Source organism: Acinetobacter sp. FY731 (genome assembly GCF_059515905.1).
On sequence record NZ_JCAKNB010000002.1, the window covers coordinates 263,300 to 288,256 of the forward strand.

Consider the following 24,957-nt stretch of genomic DNA (forward strand, 5'->3'; position numbering starts at 1 on the left):
AAAATTAAGCGTGTTTAAAAACTTAATTAAGATCAATTTCATGTGTTAAATTGACTAAACCCAACCAATACAGTCAGTTTATTGAATAATTATTCAATATATTGCTTGATATGTAAAGTATTTTTAAAAGCTTTTTTTGCCTTCTATTTATGAGAAATTAATGTAAAAGTTAACAAAGGCTTAGTACTTTATGATTTTATATTTAGATAAATATTGTAGTTTTAATCTATTATTACAATAACCAATTCCTTGCTTAAGTACATCATATTCTTATGAAATTAGTTATTAGATCATTGTAAAACCAAATTTTTTTTTGGTTGACAAACAATCACCCAATAGATCATTTTTTATCCATAAAAAAATAATGCAATTGCACAATCCAATTATGTTACTTAAGTTCATTGACTTAATAAATTGTTACAATACAATGACAACCGAATTCCCTTTTTTTATAAAACTGGTAACTATCATGAAAAAACTCGGTTTAGCCACTGCATTATTATTAGCAATGACCGGTGCTCAAGCATACCAAGTAGAAGTTCAAGGTCAATCTGAATTTGTTGATGCTAAAGAAGCTCACAAAAACTTCACTGGCGCTGCTGCTGGTACTTACTATTTCAAAAATGTAGATTCTTCTAAAGGTCCTTTAGCTGAAGCTGCTTTTTTAAACCAAGCATCTAACGTTTCTGTTGCGTATAACTACGGTGAGTTCAAAGCTACAAACAAAAATCGTGTAGCTAGCCAATCTTATGGCGTTAAAGGTGAAGCATACATCCCTACTTCTGTAGTGCCTGTATATGCTAGCGCTGCTTATAGCCACACTCATGACGATACTAAAGGTTCTTCTGAGAAAGACAATGGCGACCGTTATGCATTAGAAGTTGGTGCAGTAGTTACTCCTAATTTCTTAGTTGCTGTAGGTTATACAAGCGTTAACACTCAACGTTCTTATGATGCTAACAGCATTCTTGAAAACGGTGTTATCAAAGCTGCTTTAGAATCTGATGCTATTGGCAACAAAAAAGATGTTGTTACTGCTCGTACTAAATATGTAGGCGCTATCGATGGTACTGACATGTCTATCGGTTTTGATGCTGGCTTAGTTTATGGTCGTGATACTGCTTATAACTTAGGCACTACTCTTTACCTTAATCCAGCTCTAAGCGTTGGTGCTTCTTTTGTGAACACTAATGCAAATAACAATGCTAAAGCTTGGGGTGCTAACGTAAACTACTTCATCACTCCAGCTGTTGCTGTTGGTGTTGATTATGTTAATGCTACAACAGATGCAACTGAGAAAAATGCTCAATCTGTTGGCGTAAATGCTAAATTCCGTTTCTAATTTAAATTAGATTCTGAATATGAAAAAGGACGCTTATGCGTCCTTTTTTTATGGCTGTTCCATTCGCACTAAACTTAAAAAGTGTAAATGGCGTTCATATTGATCGAGGATATCCTGAATCAAATCCTCTTGTGTCCAATTAATAACATCATAATTTTGCCCACCTTCACGCAAGAAAACTTCTGCTTGATAATTCTGCAGATCATCTGCTTGCGATTCCGTCATAAAACTAGGCGTTGTTGTTTCGCGTGAGATAACTTGATATACAAAATTAATTTCATCGTGGTGGTTCACCCATAGCGCCAACCCACCATCAACCTCTTGAATAGAAATATCAAAATCACGGCGATTAAATTCTTTTTGTAAACTTAAAAAGGCTTTTTGCACCACTTCTTCAATATAACAATCTACTTCTTGCTGCGTATGCGGATAGTGCATAATTAACCCTAAACGCTGCTGCCAACTTCTTGGATTTTTAATTGCGCGAGGGGTAATTCGAGCATCTTGCAATGCTTGCATTTTGGTGACATCTAATCGCAATGCCTTGACCAAGCCCCAGCAAATTAACAGCATAATAAACGTAAAGGGTAATGCACTCAGCATCGTTGCAGACTGTAAAGCGCCTAAGCCACCATTTAACAAAAGTACAATCGCCAAAAACGCCATCAAAACTGTCCAAAATAGACGCTGCCATATTGGTGAGTTTTCAGACTTTGCAGTTAAATAATCGGTCACCAAAGCACCCGAGTCCGCCGAAGTCACAAAAAATAGCATAACTAAAACTGTCGCAAGTAAGCTCATAAACCCTGGGAAAGGCAATGTATTTAAAAACTCAAATAATGCAACGGATGAGTCTTGTTGAACTGCTGTAACTAGTGTTGTATTTGCTTCATTTAAAATACTGTTTAATGCAGCATTTCCCATAAAGCCCATCCAAATGAGAGTAAACCCTGTCGGAATAAAAAGTACGCCTATAATAAATTCTCGGATGGTGCGCCCTTTAGACACACGGGCAATGAACATACCAACAAATGGTGACCATGAAATCCACCATGCCCAATACATGATTGTCCATCCACCAATCCATCCATTCGGCTGATAGGCATAAAGATTAAAAGTTAAGGTAAATAAATTAGAAACGTACTGTCCTGCATTTTGAATTGTTGTTTGCAGTAAATAAATGGTCGAGCTTGCAAAGAAAATAAATAATAAAAGTATCAACGCTAACACGATATTTAATTCTGAAAGACGCTTAATTCCTTTATCTAAACCTAGAAATACAGATAAGGATGCCATCGTACTCACCACCACAATTAGAATTAATTGGGTTGTTGGAGACTGCTCTACACCAAATAAATAATTGAGACCTGAGTTAATTTGGGTCACACCAAATCCTAAAGTCGTTGCTACACCAAATACCGTACCAATCGTGGCAAATGTATCTACACCATCTCCAATTGGTCCATAAATTTTATTGCCAATTAAAGGATATAAAGCAGAACGAATTTTTAAAGGTAAATGATGTCGATACGAGAAATAAGCAAGTGCTAAACCAACAATGGTGTAAATTGCCCAAGCATGTAAGCCCCAATGGAAAAAGGTTACTTTCATGGCTTGCTGTGCAGCCTGAATCGTTTCTGGTTCTCCTGTAGGAGGAGATACATAATGCATAACAGGTTCGGCAACACCAAAGAACATTAACCCAATGCCCATTCCCGCAGTAAATAGCATCGCGAACCAAGAGCCATTACTATACAAAGGCTGACTATGATCGGGTCCAAGTTTAATTTTCCCCATATCTGATACAGCAATGTAAATCAGAAGGATCAAAAAGATCGCAACTGACAATACATAAAACCAACTAAATGAATCTGTAACCCATTGCGTAAGTTGTTTCGTTAATAAATCAAACGAATTTGGTGCAACTAAAACCACCATAAGAAACAAACCAATAATTGCTACTGTGCTAACAAATACATTTGGATTGATATTCCCATACCATGCTAATTTTTTAGAAGGCATATTTCCCCCATCTTAATTATTTATAAAAACAGAAAGGCCGTATGGTCAAAAGAAGACATTCACCGTGGGTGAATAAAGAGCGTTTTGAACTTTTTGAGCAGGAATACAGAATAATTTACTGTTAAAAATAAAGCTGTTAGATATCTGTTTTATTATTGTTAATACCTTTTTTACATTAAATAAAAGTTGAAACTAAATTTTAGATCATAAAAAACCCCTTTCGGGGTTTCTTATTTGAAGCAATTCATTTTAGTGGTCAGATGCACCTGAAATACCAACACCAGTTTGTGAACGTACAAACTGTGCATCAAATGCTTTACGTTCTGCTTGTGCTTGTGCTGAATTATCAGTCACAGAGAACAACCAGCAGCAGAAGAATGATAATGGCATTGCGAAAATTGCAGGACCATTGAATGGGTTAATTGGAGTTTCAGAAATAGCCAATGTATCTACCCAAACAGCTTTAGATAGAATAATAAGCGTTACCGCTGTTACCAGACCAACTACACCACCAACAACCGCACCACGTGTTGTTAAGCCTTTCCAGAACATTGAAAGAACAAGAACTGGGAAGTTTGCACATGCTGCTACAGAGAATGCTAGACCAACCATAAATGCAACGTTTTGTTTCTCGAACAAAATACCTAAAATCATTGCAAAAATTGCTAAACCTAAAGTTGCAATTTTAGACATACGAAGTTCAGATTCAGGTGTTGTTTGACCTTTCTTGAATACGTTTGCATATAAGTCATGAGAAATTGCAGAAGCACCAGATAACGTCAAACCAGCTACAACTGCAAGAATTGTTGCGAATGCTACAGCTGAAATAAAGCCCATGAACAAGTCACCGCCTAACGCATCAGACAAGTGAACCGCTGCCATGTTGTTACCACCAACAAGCTCTAACTTGCCAGTAACTGCCATTTTTGCAACATCAAGGAATTGAGGGTTGTTCGATACATAAAGAATCGCACCAAAACCAATAATGAATGTTAGAAGATAGAAGTAACCAATAAAGCCTGTAGCAACAACTACAGATTTACGTGCTTCTTTTGCATCTTTAACTGTAAAGAAGCGCATCAAAATGTGTGGAAGACCTGCTGTACCAAACATTAATGCAAGACCTAAAGAAATTGCATCAATTGGATTTGCAGCAAGTTTACCTGGTCCCATAATGCCACTAGCTTGCTCTAAAGTTACATCATGAACTTTAGCGAAAACTTGAATAGATTGTGAGAACATTTCAGTGAAGCTAAAACCAACGCCTTTCATTACCATAAATGCCATGAAAGTTGCACCTGAAAGCAACATCACCGCTTTAATGATTTGCACCCAAGTTGTTGCCAACATACCACCAAACATTACGTATGCCATCATGAGTAAACCCACAATTACCACAGCAATATTATAGTTTAAACCAAACAATAGTTTGATTAGCTGACCTGCACCTACCATCTGTGCAATTAAATAGAAAGCAACAACAACTAATGAGCTAACAGCAGCCAAAGTACGTACAGGTTTCTCCGCTAAACGGAAAGAAACAACATCAGATAAGTTGAACTTACCTAGGTTACGTAAGCGTTCGGCAACCAAGAACAATACAATTGGCCAACCAACCATGAAACCTAGTGAATAAAGTAAACCATCGAAACCTGACATGAACACCATGGCAGAAATACCGAGGAATGATGCTGCCGACATATAGTCACCAGCAATAGCTAAACCATTTTGGAAGCCCGAAATACCACCGCCTGCTGTATAGAAGTCATTGGTACTGGTTGTTTGCTTTGCAGCCCACTTGGTAATAAATAATGTTGCACCAACAAAAATCACAAACATGATAATTGCGTGCCAGTTTGTTGCTTGTTGTTCCGCCTCGCCTAAATCTGGGCCAGCAAATGCCATGCCTGACATAAGTACCGTAGATGCGACAAGTGCTTTAAGTGAATTCCATTTCATCTTAATTCTGTCCTTTTTCCTGAGCAATTGCTTCAACTTCACGAATTGCTTCTTCGTTTAATTTATCTAGCTTATTGTTTGCGATGTATGAATAAACACCACATAATAAAAAGGATAAAACGATAATGCCCAGACCTAGAGGTATACCCCAAGTGGTTACACCACCAGAGATTGAACTAAGAAGAAATTCTTTGTTGTAACCAACTAAAAGCATGAAACCTACATAGACAAAAAGCATAATGGCAGTTAAAGTCCAACTTAATGTACTTTTTTTACTTACCATTTCCTTAAATTTTGGATTTTGTAGAATACGTTCTACTTGTTTATCATCCATTAAACAGACTCCTTAACATGTCCAACCTTGGACACAACATTTTTAATTCGAATTCTCACTCTTCAAAGTAACAATCTTAAACATGCTTGTAATTTAGACTTTGGTCGCTAAAAAATAATCAATTTAAACTGCCAAGTTCATGAATAGAGTATGATTAACTTATAGATCTTGTGCTGTGGGCAATATGAATAGCTGGCTTATTATTGGGGTGCTTGCCCTTTATATCGCATTACTTTTTATGTGTGCATTTTTTGGTGAAAAGCATGCAAGTCGCCTAAGTACCCGTGGCAGAATGTTTTTATTTAGCCTCACACTGGGTGTCTATTGTTCTTCATGGACATTTTATGGCTCTACAGGTGCAGCAGTAAGACAAGGTATTCTGTTCTTACCCATCTACTTAGGTCCCTTACTTTTTGTGGCTTTAGGCTATGACATTTGGCGACGCTTAGGTCGAGTAAGACAGCATCATACTATTTCATCTATTGCCGACTTTATTGCAGCCCGTTATGGTAAAACTGGAGCACTTGCCTCTTTAGTCACTATTTTGGCCGTTATTGCTATTGTTCCTTATTTGGCGTTACAGCTTCGTGCAATTGCACTCAGTGCCGCTGTAATTTTAGAACCTGCTGCTGGCGTTGCAAGTACCACAAACAGCGTTTTATTCTTAACAAGTGTTTTAGCTATTTTGGCTATGATTTTTGGTACACGCCAAATTGCCAATACAGAACAGCACGGCGGTCTGATGCTTGCTGTAGCATTTGAATCTTTTGTAAAACTTTTTGCCCTACTTGCTGTGGCTTGTTTCTTTATTTTTGACTCCCCAGAAAATATTCATATTATTTCACGAGATGTTTCTCATACATTCAATGAAGTTAAAATGTACGGTGTACCTGATACCTTTTGGGTTCAAACCTTACTTGCAGCGCTTGCTATTATTTGCTTACCTCGCCAATTTCACGTTGCCGTTGTTGAACTTCGAGATGAAAAACATATTCGAGGTGCAAGACGTTGGTTTGCGGTTTATTTAATTTTAACCACTATTGCGATTATTCCTATTGCAAGTTGGGCTATGCATGCTGCCCCACAATATTTAGCAATTCCTGATATTGCTGTTTTATCTTTACCTTTAAGCTATAACCAAGATTGGTTAGCTTTACTTGCATTTTTAGGTGGATTTTCTGCCTCTACAGGCATGTTGCTTGTTTCTTCTGTTGCACTGTCTATTATGCTTAGTAACGACTTAATTATGCCTGCTTTATGGCGTTTTAAAATCTTTACTCGCCATGATAAGCGCCTACCATTAGTCCTTAAATTTACACGTCGTGTATGTATTTTAGTGGTGATGTTGCTCGGCTTTTTATTCTTCCACTTTTTTAATGACATTGACCAACTTTCTGTCTTTGGCTTACTTGCATTTAGTGCTGTAGCACAATTTGCACCTGCACTAATTGGCGGTCTGTATTGGCGAGGTGGTAGTAAACAAGGCGTTTATGCAGGCTTAATTACAGGCTTTGCTGTATGGGCTTACACCTTATTATTACCGACTATATTAAGAAGTTTACCGCAGAGTTTTCATGATTTTGTACATTCTTTCTTAACTTTTGGCCCAGCAGGTATTGACTGGTTACGTCCTGAAGCCCTGCTAGGTTTTCAATCTTTAGCACCTCTCACACATGGTGTTGTATGGTCTTTGGGCTTGAATATCGTTCTATATATTTGGGTTTCTCGTATATTCCGTCCAAGTGTTGCAGAACAAATACAAGCGGAAAGCTTCTTTTATTATGAAACTAAGCCATTACCATCTCAAAACACAAACAATGAAGTGAGTTTTTCTCATCAAGATGTTGCTCGTTTAAAAGTTCGTGACTTAATTACACTTGCAAAACGTATTACTGGCGAAGAGCCAACCATAAAAGCTTTTGAACAATTCTGCACATTGAATAATGTAGAGCTCAATGAAAATAGTAGTGCGAATGGTATGTGGTGGCGCTTCACCGAACAATATTTAGCAGGAACTATTGGTGCAGCATCTGCACGTACTTTACTAACCACAGCTATGGTCAATAATGGTCTTGCGATTGGGCAAGTTGCCAATATTCTAGACCAAGCATCTCAATGGCAGCGTTTTAATCAAAACTTGATTATGACCATGATCGATCACATGACCCAAGGTGTTAGTGTTGTTGATGCCAATATGTGTTTAGTTGCATGGAACAATCAATATTTGAAATTGTTCGACTATCCACGAGATATTGTATATGTCGGTTGCCCAATTTCAGATCTTATTCGTTATAACGCAGAACGTGGAGAATGTGGTCCAGGTTCTGTAGAAGAACATGTTCGTAAACGTATGCATTGGATGCGTGTGGGTAGCGCACATGAATTTGAGCGTATTCGTAAAGATGGTCGCGTTATTCAAATGCGTGGCAACCCAATTGAAGGTGGTGGTTTTGTTACAACATTTGCAGACATTACTGCCTTCCGTGAAAACGAAGCAGTACTTGAAGGTCGTGTTCAAGATCGAACGCAACAATTGGCAAATGCCCTTTCAGAGCAACAACTCGCTCGAGAACAAGCCGACCAAGCCAACATGTCAAAAAGCCGATTTATTGCTGCTGCCAGCCATGATTTATTACAACCTATGCACGCGGCACGCTTATTTAGCACAGCTTTAGAACAAAGTGTGCAATGTGATGATGATCGGAAAACGCTACAGCAACTTGATCGAGCATTACATGGTGCAGAAAGCATGTTGTCAGCATTATTAGATATTGCACGTTTAGAAGGTGGAACCATCCAACCGAAACGTCAATCTTATCCATTACATGACTTACTCAGTGATTTAGAACTTCAATTTAAATCCATTGCAGCGCAACGTAATATTAAGTTCAGTGTACATGATGCCCAATTTTGGATTGATACCGACCCACAATGGATTCGTCGTATTATTCAAAACTTTGTGAGTAATGCACTGCGTTATACGGCTAAAGGGCGCGTTGTAGTCGGAATTTTACGTTCGGCTGAAAAACCTCAACATATTCGAATAGGCGTTTGGGATACAGGACCAGGGATCGCAGAAGAACAACGTATTAAACTTTTCCAAGAATTTGAACGTTGTGGGCATACATCTCCATGGGGTGAACAAGGACTTGGACTCGGTCTTGCTATTGTTAAACGTATGACCAGTCTCTTGAACTACCCTGTCCATGTGTATTCTACTTATGGAAAAGGTTCATGCTTTATCATTGAAGTTCCAATTGTAGAAGCACCGAAAGTCATTGCTGCACCAACTCAAGCAATTCCATTAAAGTCCAAAGCATATAAAATTTTATGTCTAGATAATGATGAGGCGATTTTAGAAGGTATGACAACCTTGCTTACAAAATGGGGCTATCAAGTCTTTAAAGCGACTGAACCTGAACAAGCAGCTGAAATTATTCAACGTGAAAATATTCAAGTTTGGTTGGTCGATCAGCATTTAAATAACAATAAAGTCGGTTTAGATTTTATTTTGGAACATCGTCAAGAAAATACCCCTGTTGCACTTATTACAGCAGATTCTGATCCTGAACTACCGCAAAGACTCAAAGAGCTAAATATTATTTTACTAAGAAAACCATTGAAACCTGCCTCATTACGCTCATGGTTATCTGGTTTAAAAATTAGTAATTCTTAAATTCTAGCCATAAAAAAAGACCTCATTAAGAGGTCTTTTTTTATTTCAATTTAAATATTTTTTTCTTCAATATTAAGCGCATTAATTGCCAATACCGCTTGTGTACGATTTTGTACACCCAACTTACGGAAAATTGCAGTAACGTGCGCTTTAATTGTCGCTTCCGATACATCTAGCTCATACGCAATTTGCTTATTTAATAAGCCTTCTGCCACCATCATTAATACACGGAACTGTTGTGGTGTTAATGACTGAATACGTTCTGCTAATGCAGTTTCATCAGCCGCACGAGGATCAAAATTTAAGTTTGCGGGTAAATTTGGTGGTAACCAAATTTCACCTTCCAATACTTGACGAATTGCTTCGCCAATATTGCTCGGATGTGCTGATTTAGGAATATATCCCATAGCACCATGTGCAATTGAGCGTTGGATAATCGACACTTCTTCGTGTGCAGATACAACTATTATTGGTAATGCTGGATACTGTGCACGAACATGCACCAATGCTGAGAAACCTGAAGCACCTGGTAGGTTCAAATCAAGTAAAACTAGATCAGGCTCTGGTCCCTTTTCTAAGCGTTCATAGAATTCATTTACAGCTGCAGTTTCATGAATTTGAGCTTGAGGTAAACTATAACGAACAGCCTGAATTAAAGCATGACGAAATAATGGATGATCATCAACGATTAAAATATTCATAAATCACGAGAGAGATCTAGTGCACGGTGAGCCTATTCTAACCACACATCCCTATAGATGGATATGCAAAATAACTATATTTTGCATTTAATTATTCATTTTTTTCATAAATTTAAATTTTTCTTATTATTTCCACATTTTTGACTTAATAAATCTATTTTTCATATAAATTTTATCTATACATCTAAATAGCTTATCTACATTAAATATAATTTTATTTTTCATATATTTAAATAACTAACTAAACCTAAAAACTTCACCAACCAATCCATATCTTAAAATCAGATAACTTATCTTCATTTCTTTATTTTACAGAATTAAGCACATATTGATTAATAAAAGCATTCCGAAATATATCTCTTTTAGGCTTCCTCAAATGTCAAATTTTAATCAACAAAAACCACTTAATATCGTTGCTGTTTCAGGCGGCTTAAATAATCCTTCTAAAACAGAAGCGCTTGTTCAAGCAATTTTAGATGAACTTGGTGAAGCGACCCCCATCAATATTCACTTCATTAAGTTTAGCGAAATTGGTTCACTTTTAGGTGGTGCAATTTATCGAAATCAACTACCACAACGTGTGCAAGATGACTTAGCTGCTGTAGAAGCAGCAGACGCATTAATTGTCGGCACACCTGTTTATCGTGCATCTTTCACAGGCTTATTCAAACATTTCTTTGACTTCGTAGAACAAACAGCTCTTGTCGATGTACCAGTGCTACTTGCTGCTTCTGGTGGTAGTGATCGTCATGCACTTGTTTTAGAGCATCAATTACGCCCTCTTTTCAGTTTTTTCCAAGCACAGACTTTACCAATTGGTGTTTATGCAACTGACCGTGATTTCACACCTGAATACACTATTCATAGCGAATTCCTTCGTGACCGTATCACGCTTGCTGTAGCACGTGCACTCCCTATTCTTGAATGGGCACCTGCAAAAGGTCAACGTGCTGAAGTGGCTAAAGCAAAATCACAACAAGCAACACAAAGCCTCGGCATCAACAAATTAATTGAACAAGAAGAAGTTTTACCATCTGCTGCTGTACCAAGTTTAGATGCGGCTGAAGCTTTACTTCATCATAAAAAACCAAAATCTCAAGTTGCATAATGAATAATTTATAAAAAACAGAGGGTTTATTCATGTCACATATCAATAAAAATATTACATTTGCATATTGGGTACCAAACGTTAGCGGTGGTTTGGTCGTCAGCAACATTGAACAACGTACAGATTGGAGCTATGAATATAACGTACGTTTAGCTCAAGCGGCTGAAAAAAGTGGCTTTGAATATGCCCTCACTCAAATTCGTTTTACTGCGGGCTATAACGCTGAAAATCAGCATGAATCTGTGAGTTTCAGTCATGGAATTTTAGCAAAAACTGAAAAGCTAAAAGTCATTGCTGCAATTTTACCTGGCCCTTGGAAACCTGCTCTTGCGGCAAAGCAACTTGCAACGATTGATCATTTAACCAATGGACGTATCGCAATTAATGTAGTGAGCGGTTGGTTCCGTGGCGAGTTCGATGCCATTGGTGAAGAATGGCCTGAACATGATGAACGCTATGCACGTTCTGAAGAGTTCATTCGTGCCTTAAAAGGTGTTTGGACACAAAATCATTTCAATTTTGATGGTAAATATTACCAATTTAAAGATTACACACTTTCGCCTAAACCTGTGCAAAAACCACATATTGAAATTTTCCAAGGAGGCAGTTCACGTGCAGCACGCGATATGGCTTCTCGTGTTTCAGATTGGTATTTCACCAATGGCAACACCCCAGAAGAATTGAAAAAGCAAATTGATGATTTACGTGAAAAAGCACGTGCAAATAATCATGAAATTAAAGTCGGTGTAAATGCATTCATCATTGCCCGTGACACAGAAGAAGAAGCAAAAGCCGTTCTGCAAAAAATTATTGATCATGCCAATGTAGATGCAGTAAAAGCCTTTGGTCATGCCACTAAAGAAGCTGGGGCAGCAACCCAAGAAGGCGAAGGAAACTGGGTAAAATCGACTTTTGAAGACTTAGTTCAATATAACGATGGTTTCCGCACAAATTTGATTGGTACACCACAACAAATTGCTGAACGCATTATTGAATTAAAAGCTATAGGTGTAGATTTGGTGCTTTCAGGCTTCTTGCATTTTATCGAAGAAGTTGAATATTTTGGTGAAAAAGTGCTGCCTTTAATTCGTGAACTTGAAGAAGAAAAACAAAATGAAATTACGGCAAAATCTGCGTAATTTTCAGATAATAATTAAATAGAATTCTAATGTTATAACTTTCCCTTAAGACTCGGCTTAAGGGATTTTTTTATACATGATGCAATTCAATCACATGAGTTATTACGATAACCTTATAGTCATGTGATAGTTTTAGCCACTCTAAATAAAATGATATTTTTTTCAACACTCTATTGACTTCACATTCATTGCACGCAAATATAACACCTATCAAATATGATAGGTTATAAAAAGGGTAGGTGTGATATGCAAATTTTTAATGCTCAATTCCAAGGTGTGATTGATACCGATTTTGGACAAAAAATCTTAGCTTTTCTGAACGAAGAAAAAACTATCGTAATGCTTGAAACAGCAACTTACCTAGGTCGACCAGCAATTGAGGCTTTAGTTCCAAGCTTGGAAACTCGATTCGGTGATGAATTAAAAGGTATTGAGGATAATTCAAACAATCCTGAAAACATTGATTTTGATCGTCTAAAACAAACTATGGGTCACATGGTTAAAGTAATTATGGAAGAGCATAATTATATAATTGATCAAAAAAATGTAAAAATTCCTGCTGCACGTAGTACTCTCTTCTCTACAGCAGCCCGATATAAAAAAGCTTAATACAATGCAAATATAGTGAGAATAGGAGCTAATGCTTCCATTTTTTATTTCGTATACTTATACGATTGAAAAATTAGAGAATAGAAAATTGTGAGTTCCACACCAGAATTAGCGAATCCGACTCCACAAAATCAGTCGAACTCATCTAGTAAAATGGCGCTTCCTATCGTTTTAGCCATTGCCCTCGCACACTGTTTAAACGATTTAATACAAGCATCTTTACCTGCAATTTACCCGCTTTTAAAAGAAAATTTTGCTCTTAGCTTTGCTCAAGTTGGTCTTATTTCACTGGTTTTTCAAATGACGGCTTCAATGCTTCAACCGTGGATTGGATTTTATACCGACAAATATCCAAAACCGTATTTATTACCTATTGGAATGTGCATCACATTAAGTGGTATTTTTTTACTCGCATTTGCACCTAATTTTGGATTACTTCTCATTTCAGCAGCCCTTATTGGTGTTGGTTCTTCTACATTTCACCCTGAAGCATCGCGTGTTACTCGCATGGCTTCTGGAGGGCGTTTTGGTACTGCACAATCGACCTTTCAAGTGGGTGGAAATAGTGGCTCTGCCATCGGTCCATTATTAGCAGCGGCAATCATTGTTCCAAGTGGTCAAGCATCTGCAGCATGGCTGAGCATGATCGCCATTTTCGCTATTTTTGTTTTATATAAAATTAGTCGTTGGACTGTAAAAACGACTTTAGCCAATCAACAAAATAAATCTAAGCCAATTACCAAAGCTCGATTAAGCAACTCACCTCTCATACGCGCGATTGTGATTCTTTGCTTTTTAATGTTTGCAAAATTTACATATATCTCAAGCATTAGTAATTATTACACGTTCTATCTAATGGACAAGTTTCACGTTACCCTACAACATGCTCAGCTTTACCTATTTGCCTTTCTTGCAGCCGTCGCATTGGGAACATTTGTTGGTGGTCCAATTGGAGATCGTATTGGACGTAAAGCGGTGATCTGGGTGTCATTTTTAGGTATGGCTCCCTTTGCACTCATGATGCCTTATGCTAATTTATTTTGGACATGCATCTTTACCATTTTTGCTGGCATCATTATGTCTTCTGCATTTTCAGCCATGGTGGTGTATGCACAAGAAGCTATGCCAGGCCGTATCGGCATGATCTCGGGTTTAATGTTTGGACTCATGTTCGGAATTAGCGGAATCGCGGCAGCAGCACTTGGTTATATTGCCGACCATCAAGGCATTTCATGGGTCTTTTCATTTACCTCTTATTTGCCTTTACTCGGTCTATTAACATTCTTTTTACCCAATGTTGACCATAAAGTTTAATGTAAATTAATAGAATCAATGTAGTTAGCTATCATGTAACTGCACAATCTCCATTATTTTTATGAGAAGAATTTTAAATTATGTACACAGGTATTGTTCAAGGTTTAGAAAAAGTCTTAGAAATCCGCCAAGGCGATGGTTTTACAACGCTTGTGATTTCAAACGATCAAAACTTTTTTCACGATGTTTTTATTGGTGCTAGTGTTGCAATTAATGGTGTTTGTTTAACAGCAACCTACATTAATTTAGAAGAAAATCAGGTACATTTTGACGTATCTGCACTAACCAACAAACTTACCACATTAAAATTTTTAAATACTGGAAATGAAGTCAACATTGAGCGTTCTGCAAAAGTTGGAGCAGAAAATGGTGGTCATAATTTATATGGTCATATTGAAGGTACTGCAATCATTCGACAGCTTGAAAAAAATGGGGAAACTCTACATTTAGAACTCGAAATTCCCGCAGACAATATTAAATATTTTTTCTTAAAAGGATTTATTGGTCTCAATGGCTGCAGCCTTACCGTAAATGCGGTAAACCGTGATCAAAACACAATTTCAATTGATTTAATTCCTGAAACTTTACGCTTAACCACTTGGAAAGATATAAAAATTGGAGATGAAGTGAATTATGAAATTGATCAAATGACACGTACGCTTGTCGATACTTTAGAAAATATTCATCGTCGCTAAAGTAAAAAGGCTACTCCAAATGAAGTAGCCTTTTTTACAAATAATTATAAAGATTAGATTAGAACCAATATAAACCTAGCGCATAGCCCACCGCTAACAAGAACCAGCTAAATAACCATAACCAACCAAATGAATAACGTAAATGCTTACCCATTTCCGTACCTGCAAGCCCCATAGCTAGCCATGTTGCAGGTGAAAATGGACTCACAAATGTACCTACGTTATTACCAATTGCCATGGCATATACCACTGAATTTGGTGCAACACCTGAAGTTGCCGTAACTTCTTGTACAATCGGTAATAAAGCAAAGTAATAAGCATCTGTACTTGTAAAGATATCCATCGGAACACCAAGAATACCCACAAAAATATGTAATCCACCCACCCATGCTGATGGCAAAATTTGAATCAGATCAACGGCAATTGATTTCAACATTCCCGATTCAGTCATAATGCCTAAGAAAGCACCTGCTGAGAAAATAATAGCAACCATAGTCAATGCTTGTGGTGCATGACGACTAATTGCTTGCATACGTTCTCTAGGATTTGGAAAGTTAATGAATAACACCAAAGACAATGCAATCATAAATACATACGGAGCAGAGAACAGACCAAATGCCAAACAAATAACCGCTGAAATAATTAAACCAACATTGATCCATAATTTTTTTGGTTTAACAGTTTCATCTGAATCATCAGGAAAATCGGTTAAAGTGCAGTCTTGATTAAATGGTGTTGTCCCCATTAAATGCGCTGCAGCAATTCGACGTTTTTCACGTAAACCCATAATGACTGCAACACCAACCATGCCTAAAATACCAATAATTTGCACGGGAATAATACTTTGCCACAAAACAGAAGCATCAACACCCGTTACAGCAGAAGCACGCCCTAATGGACCGCCCCAAGGCACCATATTCATCACCCCCATACTTCCTGCCATGAGCAATAGCATCAAATATGGGCTCATGCCTAACTTACGATACAACGGTAATAATGCAGGAATAATAATTAAGAATGTTGCTGCACCTGAACCATCTAAATGTACAACAGCTGCAATTAATGTAGTCACAATTGCAACAACCACAACATTACTCCGAGTAATCGCCACCATTTTTTTAATCAGTGGATCAAAAACATGAAGTTCTTTTAACACACTAAAAAATAGAATTGCGAAAAGGAACATCACCGCAACTTTGGTAACTTTGGTAATACCTGACTCAAAAAATGTTGAAACTTCTGATGGGGTAAATCCCGCGATAAATGCACCAATTAAAGGAATAATTGACATCGCTAAAATAGGGTTTACTTTGCCTGTCAAAAGCAGAACAACAATAGTCACAATAATTAAAATGCCAATTAACGTTAGCATTGAATACTCCTTCTGATACGTTTTTTAGCAAAACGCTAAGACCAATCCTGTCTCAAATTAATTTTTTACATAACTTTTAGAATAAAAATTCAAAGCATGGAGACTGCAAAAATTGCTAAAATTTATTTTGAACTTTAATTAAAAAATAAATCAAAAATTCTGATTAACAATCTAAAGCTTAATAAATATAAAAAATATAATGTGTTTATTATGTTCTCGTTGGCTTTTTGCAAAGTATAATTTTTAGTCAATGTAATCATTTAAAATTTATGATAGTAGTAATAAAAAAATGGGCATAAAAGCCCATTTAAATAAGTAGAAAATTAACTTAAGAATAAAAACTCGGATCTGGCACTTTTCCTGTCAGTACCCACTCACCAATTTCTTGATATTTATAGTCGACAGGATCATGCAAAGTTTGCGTACGTACATTGCGCCAAAAGCGATCTAAATTAAGTTTCGCTGTCGTTGCACGTGCCCCCATGACTTGAAATATATTTTGTGTGATATATAACGAGGTATTCGTAGATGCAATTTTCGCAGTTGCGATTGCAATTGAAACTTCACCACGTTGTTCTGCTGTTAGGCTCTCACCTACCTCCCAAGCTTGTTGCAATGCTTCAATCGCTTTATTCGCAAGTAACCCTACACTTTCAAGTTGCACATAAAACTCTGCAAAATGTTTTTGAATAAAAGGATCGTTAACGGCATTTTCAGCTAAAGATTTAGACCAAGCTTTTTGACTTTTCACTGTTTCTTTTGCCGTTTCAAATGCCCCTTCTGCTACACCTAAAAACATATGTACAAATATAAGTTGGGCAATAAGCGGACGTAAACTTGAATATGGTGTGCTTAATGGCCCCGGATTTAATAACAACTCATCTTCTTGAATCTTTACGTGTTCAAAATGACTCGTTCCACTATCCGTTTGGCGTTGCCCCATATTATTCCAATCCCCTAAAAAGCTCACTCCTTCTCGCACTGTAGGAATCACGCCAATTAATAATTTTCCTGCTTCGTTATACCCAGAGCACAGTAAAATATCAGAATCCATCGAGCCTGAACAAAAGCTCTTGTCACCATGAAAAATATATTCTGAATCTGAAATTTTGCTTGCTATTGTTCTTCGATCCAATGGATTTAAGGTATTTCCCCAAAACAAATTATTTTGTGCAGTTTGCTCAAACCATTTGCCATATTGCTCAGGTTGTGAAAAAAGTTGAACAGTGGCAATCAGTAAGTGATGGAACCCGTACACATGTGCCAATGAACTATCTACTTGAGCAATCGTTTGAATAGTTTTAAAAATGGTTTTCCAACTCGCACCCTGCCCACCATACTGCGTGCCAATAGATAAGCCCAATAACCCACTTTGACGAATTAAATCACGTTCAGTTTTTGGGTTTCCACCTTGCTTATCACGTTCTGCTGCCGTCATTGCAAATTGTTCTGCAAGTTTATGTGCAATAGAAATTGGATCTTGAAGATTTTGAGCGTGAATATTCATCATTTTATCTGTGTTATTCCTTAGGTTTTTAGCTTAACAGAGCGCATAGATCTGCTTTATCTGAATGTCTGCTGTCTTTATTCCAAAAATAAAAATACCGCTAGCTAAACTAGCGGTATTTTTAATAATGCATTGTTTTTAAGTATGTTGAGATTGCACTTCAATAATGAGCTGATCCACTACTTGCGGGTCTGCTAAGGTTGAAGTGTCACCCAAACTATCTAGCTCATTTGCCGCAATTTTTCTTAAAATACGGCGCATAATTTTCCCTGAGCGCGTTTTTGGTAATGCAGGTGCCCAATAAATTGCATCAGGCGTTGCTACAGGACCAAGTACTTTACGCACCCATGCGACAAGTTCTTTACGTAACTCTTCCGACTCTGGGGTATCTGCTTGTAAAGTCACATAAGCTGCAATGCCTTGCCCCTTAATATCATGAGGCATACCCACTACAGCCGCTTCTGCTACATGCTCATGAGCAACCAAAGCACTTTCAATTTCAGCAGTTCCAAGTCTATGTCCCGATACATTCAAGACATCATCCACACGTCCTGTGATCCAATAATAACCATCTTTATCTCGACGAGCACCATCTCCCGTGAAATATGTACCCGGATAAGTTGAAAAATATGCCTCTATAAAACGTGCAGGATCCCCCCAAATAGTACGCATTTGCCCCGGCCAAGAATCTTTAATAACTAAATTCCCTTCGGCTTCACCATTCAGCTCACCACCGTCGGCATCTACAATTGCAGGTTTAATTCCAAAGAATGGTCGTGTTGCAGAACCTGGTTTTAAATCTGTTGCACCTGGCAAAGGCGTGATCATGAAACCACCTGTTTCTGTTTGCCACCACGTATCGACAATTGGACAACGGCTTTCACCCACTACGCTGTAATACCAATTCCATGCTTCAGGATTAATTGGCTCACCTACAGAACCCAATAGGCGCAAACTACTCCGATCACTTTCTCGTACAAATGCATCACCTTCGCGCATCATGGCGCGAATTGCTGTTGGCGCTGTATAAAGAATTGTGACGTTGTGCTTATCTACAATATGACCTGTACGTGCCCATGTTGGATATTGTGGAATTCCCTCAAACATCACTGTGGTTGTGCCATTTGAAAGTGGACCATAAAGTACGTATGAATGTCCTGTAATCCAGCCTACATCTGCTGTACACCAAAATACATCATCTTGTTTTAAGTCAAAAACTTCTCGAAAAGTACAATTTACATACGTTAGATAACCGCCCGTTGTATGTAAAACACCTTTGGGTTTTCCTGTTGAACCTGATGTATATAGAATAAATAATGGATCTTCTGCATTCATCGGCTCAGGCGGACAAATTTCATTAACCGTCATAATTTCTGCGTGATACCACAAATCTCGACCCGCTTTCATCTGAATTGGGTTACCCGTGCGGTGTACCACTATGACATTTTGAACTGATTTCGTTCCAGATAATTCGAGTGCAGCATCAACATTGTCTTTAAGCAGAATTGGTTTTCCACCACGCATACCTGAATCTGCTGTAATCACTATTTTTGCCTGACTATCTTCAATACGGCTTGCCAAAGAATCTGGCGAGAAACCACCAAATACCACACAATGCACCGCACCAATACGCGCACAAGCAAGCATAGCAATAGCAGCTTCAGACACCATGGGCATATAAAGCACAACACGGTCACCCTTATTCACGCCATTCTTTTTTAATACATTGGCAAACCGACATGTTTCATCATGCAATTCTGCAAATGAAATAATTTTATGACGCGATGGATGATCTCCCTCCCAAATAATGGCAGGTTTATAAGGATGCTCTTTTAAATGCCGATCTAAACAATTGGCACTAATATTCAACTGACCATCTGCAAACCATTCGATTTTAAAATTATTGGCATCAAAATTTGTATCTTTAACTTTCGTAAATGGCTTAATCCAATCAAGCTTTTTTGCCTGTTCCGCCCAAAATTCCTCAGGCTGATCTATAGATTTTTGATAACGCTCAAAGTACTCAGTTTCATTGGTTCGAGCAGTTTTTTTAAATCCTTCTGGAACAGGATATAATTCATTCATATTATACTTCCTTGATATTTTTACATTTCATCTCGAAATGTCATGCCAATTATTGGTTTTTATTTCTGCATATATTTAGTATTAAGGTTATTTTTAATACATCTCAATCAGGCTTTAGTCGTATATTATTTGTACACATCCGTCTATCAAATTACAATTTAATTTATTCAGACTGTTCATTTTTATATCTGAAATATTTAATTCATTTTATAATTCATACATATATTTAAATACGATTGCAGTTCAAATCTCGCTTCCCTTTTTTAACTTGAGCCAATTTATGAATCAGAACCAATCATCCAACTTTTTTTCACGTCAGCAACCTCATATTAAAGATAGTCCTTTATCTTTAACGGGTCGTTTCGGACGTTTAAGTTATATCGCTTGGTATGGTTTTTTTAATTTAATTGCTTTTTTTGCTTTCATTGCGTTGAGCTTAACTTTAGGCATTTTTAACTTAAGCACACAATCCTTAGATTCACATTTCATAGATACATTAACAGGCTTAGGCGGATTAGGATTTTTGGTTATTTCTGTTTTATATATTTATTTCAACATAGTCATTCAAGTCCGTCGCTTTCATGACATGAACCATTCTGGTTGGCTTATTCTGCTTTTTTTAATTCCACTTGTGAATATTTTTCTCTTCTTTTATCTACTACTAGGTTCAGGTACTTCAGGTTCTAATCGCTATGGTCCTCAACGTGAAAATGCCACATGGGAAAAGATTTTAGCTTGGTTGATGATCATTATTACCATTTTATCTATATTCGGCACAGGTAGCCTTGTTTCTTATATGATGGGATCAGGTCAGCTTGAAACACCAACTGAAATCCTTGAAAAAAGTACGGATTACTTTTAAACAAAAATCCTGATCTTTTGACAATTTTATACACGTGGTAAAATTTTATTTCTTAAATTTTTCTACAAATTCAGGCAAAATAATAAAAATTTTCACTCATCGGAATATCCGTGGCCGAACAACAAAATGCCTTGAACGAAGTTGCTCAAGGCACAACCCAGCTTTTGCACGAAGCAACATCTAAAACAGCACAAACTGTTCTAGAACATACTACAAAATACAATGATGCTTATTCAACGATCGATAAATTTATGGATGGTTTTTGGGAGCGTTTACCGTATATTTGTATCGCTCTCTTTGTGTTTACTATTTTTTATTTACTTTCAAAAGTATTTAAATTCTTTGTACGCAAAGCACTATCTGAACGCTCTTACACCAAGCAAAACTTAGTCTTAGTGCTTAACCGTGTCGGTAGCTCTGCTATTATTTTTATTGGTTTTCTAATTGCGATGGTCATCTCAATTCCGGGCTTTACTCCAGGTCAATTGATGAGTGCATTGGGAATTGGTTCTGTTGCGATCGGTTTCGCATTTAAAGATATTTTTCAAAATTTACTGTCGGGTATTCTAATTTTACTTGGCGAACCCTTCAAAATTGGCGATGACATTATTGTTTCAGGCATGGAAGGGACAGTTGAAGATATTCAAATTCGTGCAACGTTCTTACGCTCACCAGATGGTCGTCGTATTGTTATTCCTAATGCAACAGTCTATACCAGTGCAGTAACGGTAAACACCGCTTATACGCGTCGTCGTTGCGAATTTGTTGTTGGTATTGGTTATGAAGATGATGTACAAAAAGCACGTGATGTAATTTTAAAAATATTAGATCGTGACCCAACTATCCTTAGCCAACCAGGCTTTAGCGTAAACGTATCAGCACTTGCAGATTTCTCAGTAAACTTAACGGTACGTTGGTGGGTAAATACAAGTGAAACAGGTACGGCAGCATCTATTAGCCAAGTACAAGAACTTGTTATTCACGCATTTGCAGAACATGAAATTTCAATTCCATATCCTGTTCAAGAAGTTAAAGTTCACCGTGGTTCAACGGTAACACCTGAATAATTTTTAGGAATTAAATAGCCTTCCCAAAGCATAGGGAATGACTGTCTCGGTTCTAATAATACGGTTGCCTAAGCTTACAGCTTGGCAGCCGTTTTTTATGAGCAACTCAATTTCATAAGGAATAAAACCACCTTCAGGACCAATCACAATGCTACAACCGTGTGAAATTGCACATGGCATTTTTTCTTCTGCATACGGGTGTGCTACATAAGCAGGTTGGTCTGCTGAAATAAGCGTTGGAAGTACATCCTCAACAAAAGGCTTAAACCGTTTATACAGTTCAATTTTCGGAGGAATAGTATCGCCAGCTTGTTCTAAACCCAATGTTATATAATGATCGAGTTGTTGCAAAAATGGCGTTTGCCAATAACTCTTATCGACCCGATAACTATGAAGCAAAATAATCTTCTCTACACCTAAGGTCACACTATCTGCAATTAAACGACGTAAAACTTTAGGTCTAGGCAAAGCCAAAATTAAAGTCACTGCTAACTTTTTAGGAATAGCTTCTTCTTTTAATACTTGTACATGAATCGCAGTGTCCGAGATATCAACAATTTTTGTAAGATACCGCTTACCATGAAGAATACCTACTTTTAGAGTATCTCCTACTTTTACATCAACATGCGTATGCAAATGTTCGAGTTGACGTTTCGATGTAATTTTCCAAATATCCGACTGAGTCTGACGCTCATCAAGTAAAACAATATTCATAAATATTGGTCAATCACGTGGATATGTTTCGCCAAAGAGCCTTTATTTTTTTCCATAATATTGGCAGCATTTAGGTTCAAATGTGCAACCAACTCAGAATCATAAGCCAATTGAACTAAATCTTGTGCTGCTTCTTCAGCAGTTTGTACAATTTTAATGGCAGATGCTTCCACAAATTCATCAACAATCGTTTGAAAATTAAAATAGTTTTTGCCTAAAACTGTAGGTACATTGAGTGCGATTGGTTCCAAAATATTATGACCACCGCCTGGTTCATTTAACGAACCACCCACAAAACATGCCTGACTCATGGCATACCACAACCACATTTCGCCCATGCTATCCGCTAAATAAACTTGCGTGTCGGCTTGAATAGATTGACCTAAACTACGACGTTGCGTATTTAGTTCTAAGCTTTGACTTACCTCAAAAACTTCATCAAAGCGTTCAGGATGACGTGGTACAACAATACAAAGAAGCTCAGAATACTCTGCTAAATAAGGCTTTAAAGCCATCAAAATATCTTTTTCTTCAGGTGCATGCGTACTTGCTATCGTAATAATTTTGCGGTTTTCTAATTGCCACTCTGCTATTAACTGTTGAGCGCGTTCTACAAATGATAATGGTGCAGAAATATCAAATTTAATACTTCCTACAACTTGGCTTGTATCTGTACTTGCACCCAAAGCAACAAAGCGATCGAGTGATGCTTGATCTTGAGCCAAAAGCTCTTTTAAGCCTCTCAGCATTGGTTTTGTTAGACTTGGTACTTTACCGTAACCCTTTGCAGATTTTTCTGAAAGTCGCGCATTAATTAAAATACATGGCACATCAAATTTATGAGCTTGATCTATCAAATTTGGCCACAGTTCAGTTTCAACTAAAGCCAATAATTTCGGTTGATATAATTTAAAAAATTCTGCAATTAATTGTTTTTGATCAGCAGGTAAATATACTGCTTGAAATAAATCTAAATAGGGTTCTTTTAAGAATAAAGATTTCGCACGGGCTTGCCCTGTTTTTGTTGTATTGGTGACTAAAACAGGATGTCCTAATTTTAAATAATACTCAATTAAGGGCTGTGCAGCATTGGTTTCCCCAACCGACACGACATGAAACCAAATGGCTTGCACATTTTTAGGCGTTTGAAATGGACCAAAGCGCTCTAACTGCTCCTGTTGTAGTTGTTCAGCATTCACTGCACGTTTTTTTATACGCCATTTATAAAGTGGTTTTAAAATTGATAATGCTGCGTTATACCAAAATGGAGTAGCCAAATACTTCGCCTTTTATGAATGTCTACTGAAAATATAACAGAGCCACACGAACTTGTTAATTCATGTGGCTTATTTTAAAAATAATAGTATTGAACTTTATGCTTGTTCTAATGTTGGATAATCAATATATCCTTCAGGAACATTGGTACCAATCATGTTTTCAAACTTAAGTTCATTGAGTGGTGCATTTTGTACTAAACGCTCATACAAGTCTGGGTTTGCAATATAAGCTTTCCCAAATGACACTGCATCAGCTTTACCTGAAGCCAATAATTCAATTGCATCTTCGCGACTTAAACGCATATTGGCAATGTATGGAACACCATTTGAGCGCGCTTTCATATCATCAGAAATACTATCTTCTGCTAAATATTCACGTGTAAAGAAGAACGCAATATTACGCTTGCCTAATTCTTCCATCACATAACCGAATGTTTCACGTGGATTGTCATCACCCATGTCATGTTCATCACCACGTGGTGCAAGATGAACACCCACTCGACCTGCACCCCATACTTCAATTAAAGCATCTACAACTTCCAACAAGAATCGAGCGCGGTTCGCGACTGAACCTCCGTACTCATCTTCACGTTTATTGGTTTTAGTTTGTAGAAATTGGTCAATCAAGTAACCATTGGCAGCGTGGAGTTCTACACCATCAAAGCCTGCATCTTTTGCACGAATTGCTGCTTGCTTATATTGTGCTGTAATCGCCTGAATTTCTGAGATTTCAAGTGGACGTGGTACAACATAATCACGTTTCGGACGAAGTAAACTCACTTGCCCTGCTTGTTTTACATCACTCGCTGAAACAGGTGTTTCACCATTGAGTAATGATGGATCGGATACACGACCAACATGCCAAAGCTGCGAAACAATTAAGCCACCTTTGTCATGAACTGCTTGTGTGACTTGCTTCCAACCATCCACTTGAGCATCAGTAAATAAACCTGGGGTATTTAAATAACCGTTCGCTTCTTCAGAGATCACTGTTGCTTCAGCGATAATTAAGCCTGCACTCGCACGCTGAGCATAATACTGCGCCATAAGTGGTGTTGGAACACGATCATCGGTTGCACGGCTACGTGTTAAAGGTGCCATGATGACACGATTTTTCAGCTCTAATGCACCAAGTTTTAGGGGGGTATTCAATTCAGCCATTCTGTGACTCCAC

At 37.5% G+C, this 24,957-nt stretch carries 19 protein-coding genes; 9 read left to right on the plus strand and 10 right to left on the minus strand.

Annotated features, from left to right (window positions below; all coding sequences use genetic code 11):
- Nucleotides 1-427 precede the first annotated feature (427 nt).
- Entirely contained in the window at nucleotides 428-1,342 is a 915-nt protein-coding gene (gene omp33-36, locus AC5YC8_RS03435; protein ID WP_496163544.1) for a porin Omp33-36, read from the plus strand.
- Nucleotides 1,343-1,390: 48 nt separating this feature from the next.
- Here the strand turns inward: omp33-36 and AC5YC8_RS03440 are convergent, their stop codons facing one another.
- The 3 genes from AC5YC8_RS03440 to AC5YC8_RS03450 all read right to left on the minus strand — a co-directional run bounded on the left by AC5YC8_RS03440 (nucleotide 1,391) and on the right by AC5YC8_RS03450 (nucleotide 5,657).
- Nucleotides 1,391-3,364, minus strand: coding sequence for a glycine betaine transporter (locus tag AC5YC8_RS03440; protein ID WP_496163545.1), 1,974 nt, complete (start codon nucleotides 3,362-3,364; stop codon nucleotides 1,391-1,393).
- A 249-nt stretch (nucleotides 3,365-3,613) separates the two neighbouring features.
- Nucleotides 3,614-5,323 (minus strand): cation acetate symporter, encoded by a 1,710-nt coding sequence (locus tag AC5YC8_RS03445; RefSeq protein ID WP_496117195.1) that lies wholly within the window; start codon nucleotides 5,321-5,323, stop codon nucleotides 3,614-3,616.
- Between the two features lies 1 nt (nucleotide 5,324).
- Nucleotides 5,325-5,657: a DUF485 domain-containing protein gene (locus AC5YC8_RS03450; protein WP_496117193.1), complete on the minus strand. Its 333-nt coding sequence runs from the start codon at nucleotides 5,655-5,657 to the stop codon at nucleotides 5,325-5,327.
- A 184-nt stretch (nucleotides 5,658-5,841) separates the two neighbouring features.
- Between AC5YC8_RS03450 and AC5YC8_RS03455 the strand changes: the two genes are divergently transcribed.
- Nucleotides 5,842-9,333, plus strand: a complete 3,492-nt coding sequence (locus tag AC5YC8_RS03455; protein WP_496163646.1) for a hybrid sensor histidine kinase/response regulator — start codon at nucleotides 5,842-5,844, stop codon at nucleotides 9,331-9,333.
- A gap of 50 nt (nucleotides 9,334-9,383) precedes the next feature.
- Here the strand turns inward: AC5YC8_RS03455 and AC5YC8_RS03460 are convergent, their stop codons facing one another.
- Nucleotides 9,384-10,034 carry a response regulator gene (locus tag AC5YC8_RS03460; RefSeq protein WP_496117189.1) on the minus strand — a complete coding sequence of 217 codons (651 nt, stop codon included), beginning with the start codon at nucleotides 10,032-10,034 and terminating at the stop codon, nucleotides 9,384-9,386.
- A gap of 376 nt (nucleotides 10,035-10,410) precedes the next feature.
- Between AC5YC8_RS03460 and msuE the strand changes: the two genes are divergently transcribed.
- The 5 genes from msuE to AC5YC8_RS03485 all read left to right on the plus strand — a co-directional run bounded on the left by msuE (nucleotide 10,411) and on the right by AC5YC8_RS03485 (nucleotide 14,899).
- On the plus strand, nucleotides 10,411-11,142 hold the full coding sequence (gene msuE, locus AC5YC8_RS03465) for an FMN reductase (RefSeq protein WP_496163546.1): 732 nt from the start codon (nucleotides 10,411-10,413) through the stop codon (nucleotides 11,140-11,142).
- A 32-nt stretch (nucleotides 11,143-11,174) separates the two neighbouring features.
- A complete protein-coding gene (gene sfnG, locus AC5YC8_RS03470; RefSeq protein WP_496163547.1) occupies nucleotides 11,175-12,281 on the plus strand; it encodes a dimethylsulfone monooxygenase SfnG in 1,107 nt (368 codons plus the stop codon).
- A gap of 246 nt (nucleotides 12,282-12,527) precedes the next feature.
- Nucleotides 12,528-12,890 (plus strand): hypothetical protein, encoded by a 363-nt coding sequence (locus AC5YC8_RS03475; protein WP_496163548.1) that lies wholly within the window; start codon nucleotides 12,528-12,530, stop codon nucleotides 12,888-12,890.
- Nucleotides 12,891-13,043: 153 nt separating this feature from the next.
- A complete protein-coding gene (locus AC5YC8_RS03480) occupies nucleotides 13,044-14,204 on the plus strand; it encodes an MFS transporter (protein ID WP_496163647.1) in 1,161 nt (386 codons plus the stop codon).
- A gap of 80 nt (nucleotides 14,205-14,284) precedes the next feature.
- Nucleotides 14,285-14,899 carry a riboflavin synthase subunit alpha gene (locus AC5YC8_RS03485; protein WP_496163549.1) on the plus strand — a complete coding sequence of 205 codons (615 nt, stop codon included), beginning with the start codon at nucleotides 14,285-14,287 and terminating at the stop codon, nucleotides 14,897-14,899.
- 58 nt (nucleotides 14,900-14,957) lie between these two features.
- On the opposite strand, the gene AC5YC8_RS03490 is transcribed toward AC5YC8_RS03485, so the two are convergent.
- The 3 genes from AC5YC8_RS03490 to acs all read right to left on the minus strand — a co-directional run bounded on the left by AC5YC8_RS03490 (nucleotide 14,958) and on the right by acs (nucleotide 19,863).
- Nucleotides 14,958-16,271 carry a CitMHS family transporter gene (locus AC5YC8_RS03490; protein ID WP_496163550.1) on the minus strand — a complete coding sequence of 438 codons (1,314 nt, stop codon included), beginning with the start codon at nucleotides 16,269-16,271 and terminating at the stop codon, nucleotides 14,958-14,960.
- 328 nt (nucleotides 16,272-16,599) lie between these two features.
- Nucleotides 16,600-17,778 (minus strand): acyl-CoA dehydrogenase family protein, encoded by a 1,179-nt coding sequence (locus AC5YC8_RS03495; protein WP_496163648.1) that lies wholly within the window; start codon nucleotides 17,776-17,778, stop codon nucleotides 16,600-16,602.
- A gap of 138 nt (nucleotides 17,779-17,916) precedes the next feature.
- Entirely contained in the window at nucleotides 17,917-19,863 is a 1,947-nt protein-coding gene (acs, locus tag AC5YC8_RS03500; protein WP_496163551.1) for an acetate--CoA ligase, read from the minus strand.
- Between the two features lie 280 nt (nucleotides 19,864-20,143).
- Here acs and AC5YC8_RS03505 point away from each other — a divergent pair, with 280 nt between their 5' ends.
- Nucleotides 20,144-20,725: a DUF805 domain-containing protein gene (locus AC5YC8_RS03505; protein WP_496163552.1), complete on the plus strand. Its 582-nt coding sequence runs from the start codon at nucleotides 20,144-20,146 to the stop codon at nucleotides 20,723-20,725.
- Between the two features lie 110 nt (nucleotides 20,726-20,835).
- Complete coding sequence (locus tag AC5YC8_RS03510; RefSeq protein ID WP_496119620.1) at nucleotides 20,836-21,792, plus strand: mechanosensitive ion channel family protein; 957 nt, start codon at nucleotides 20,836-20,838, stop codon at nucleotides 21,790-21,792.
- 3 nt (nucleotides 21,793-21,795) lie between these two features.
- Here the strand turns inward: AC5YC8_RS03510 and AC5YC8_RS03515 are convergent, their stop codons facing one another.
- The 3 genes from AC5YC8_RS03515 to AC5YC8_RS03525 all read right to left on the minus strand — a co-directional run bounded on the left by AC5YC8_RS03515 (nucleotide 21,796) and on the right by AC5YC8_RS03525 (nucleotide 24,944).
- Complete coding sequence (locus AC5YC8_RS03515) at nucleotides 21,796-22,506, minus strand: 16S rRNA (uracil(1498)-N(3))-methyltransferase (RefSeq protein ID WP_496163553.1); 711 nt, start codon at nucleotides 22,504-22,506, stop codon at nucleotides 21,796-21,798.
- The gene (locus AC5YC8_RS03520) at nucleotides 22,503-23,783 is read right to left on the minus strand and encodes a 3-deoxy-D-manno-octulosonic acid transferase (protein WP_496163554.1); all 1,281 of its coding nucleotides are present in this window, start codon (nucleotides 23,781-23,783) and stop codon (nucleotides 22,503-22,505) included. Before AC5YC8_RS03520 ends, AC5YC8_RS03515 begins: the two co-directional genes overlap by 4 nt.
- Nucleotides 23,784-23,879: 96 nt before the next feature.
- The gene (locus tag AC5YC8_RS03525) at nucleotides 23,880-24,944 is read right to left on the minus strand and encodes an alkene reductase (RefSeq protein WP_496163555.1); all 1,065 of its coding nucleotides are present in this window, start codon (nucleotides 24,942-24,944) and stop codon (nucleotides 23,880-23,882) included.
- Nucleotides 24,945-24,957: the final 13 nt, after the last annotated feature.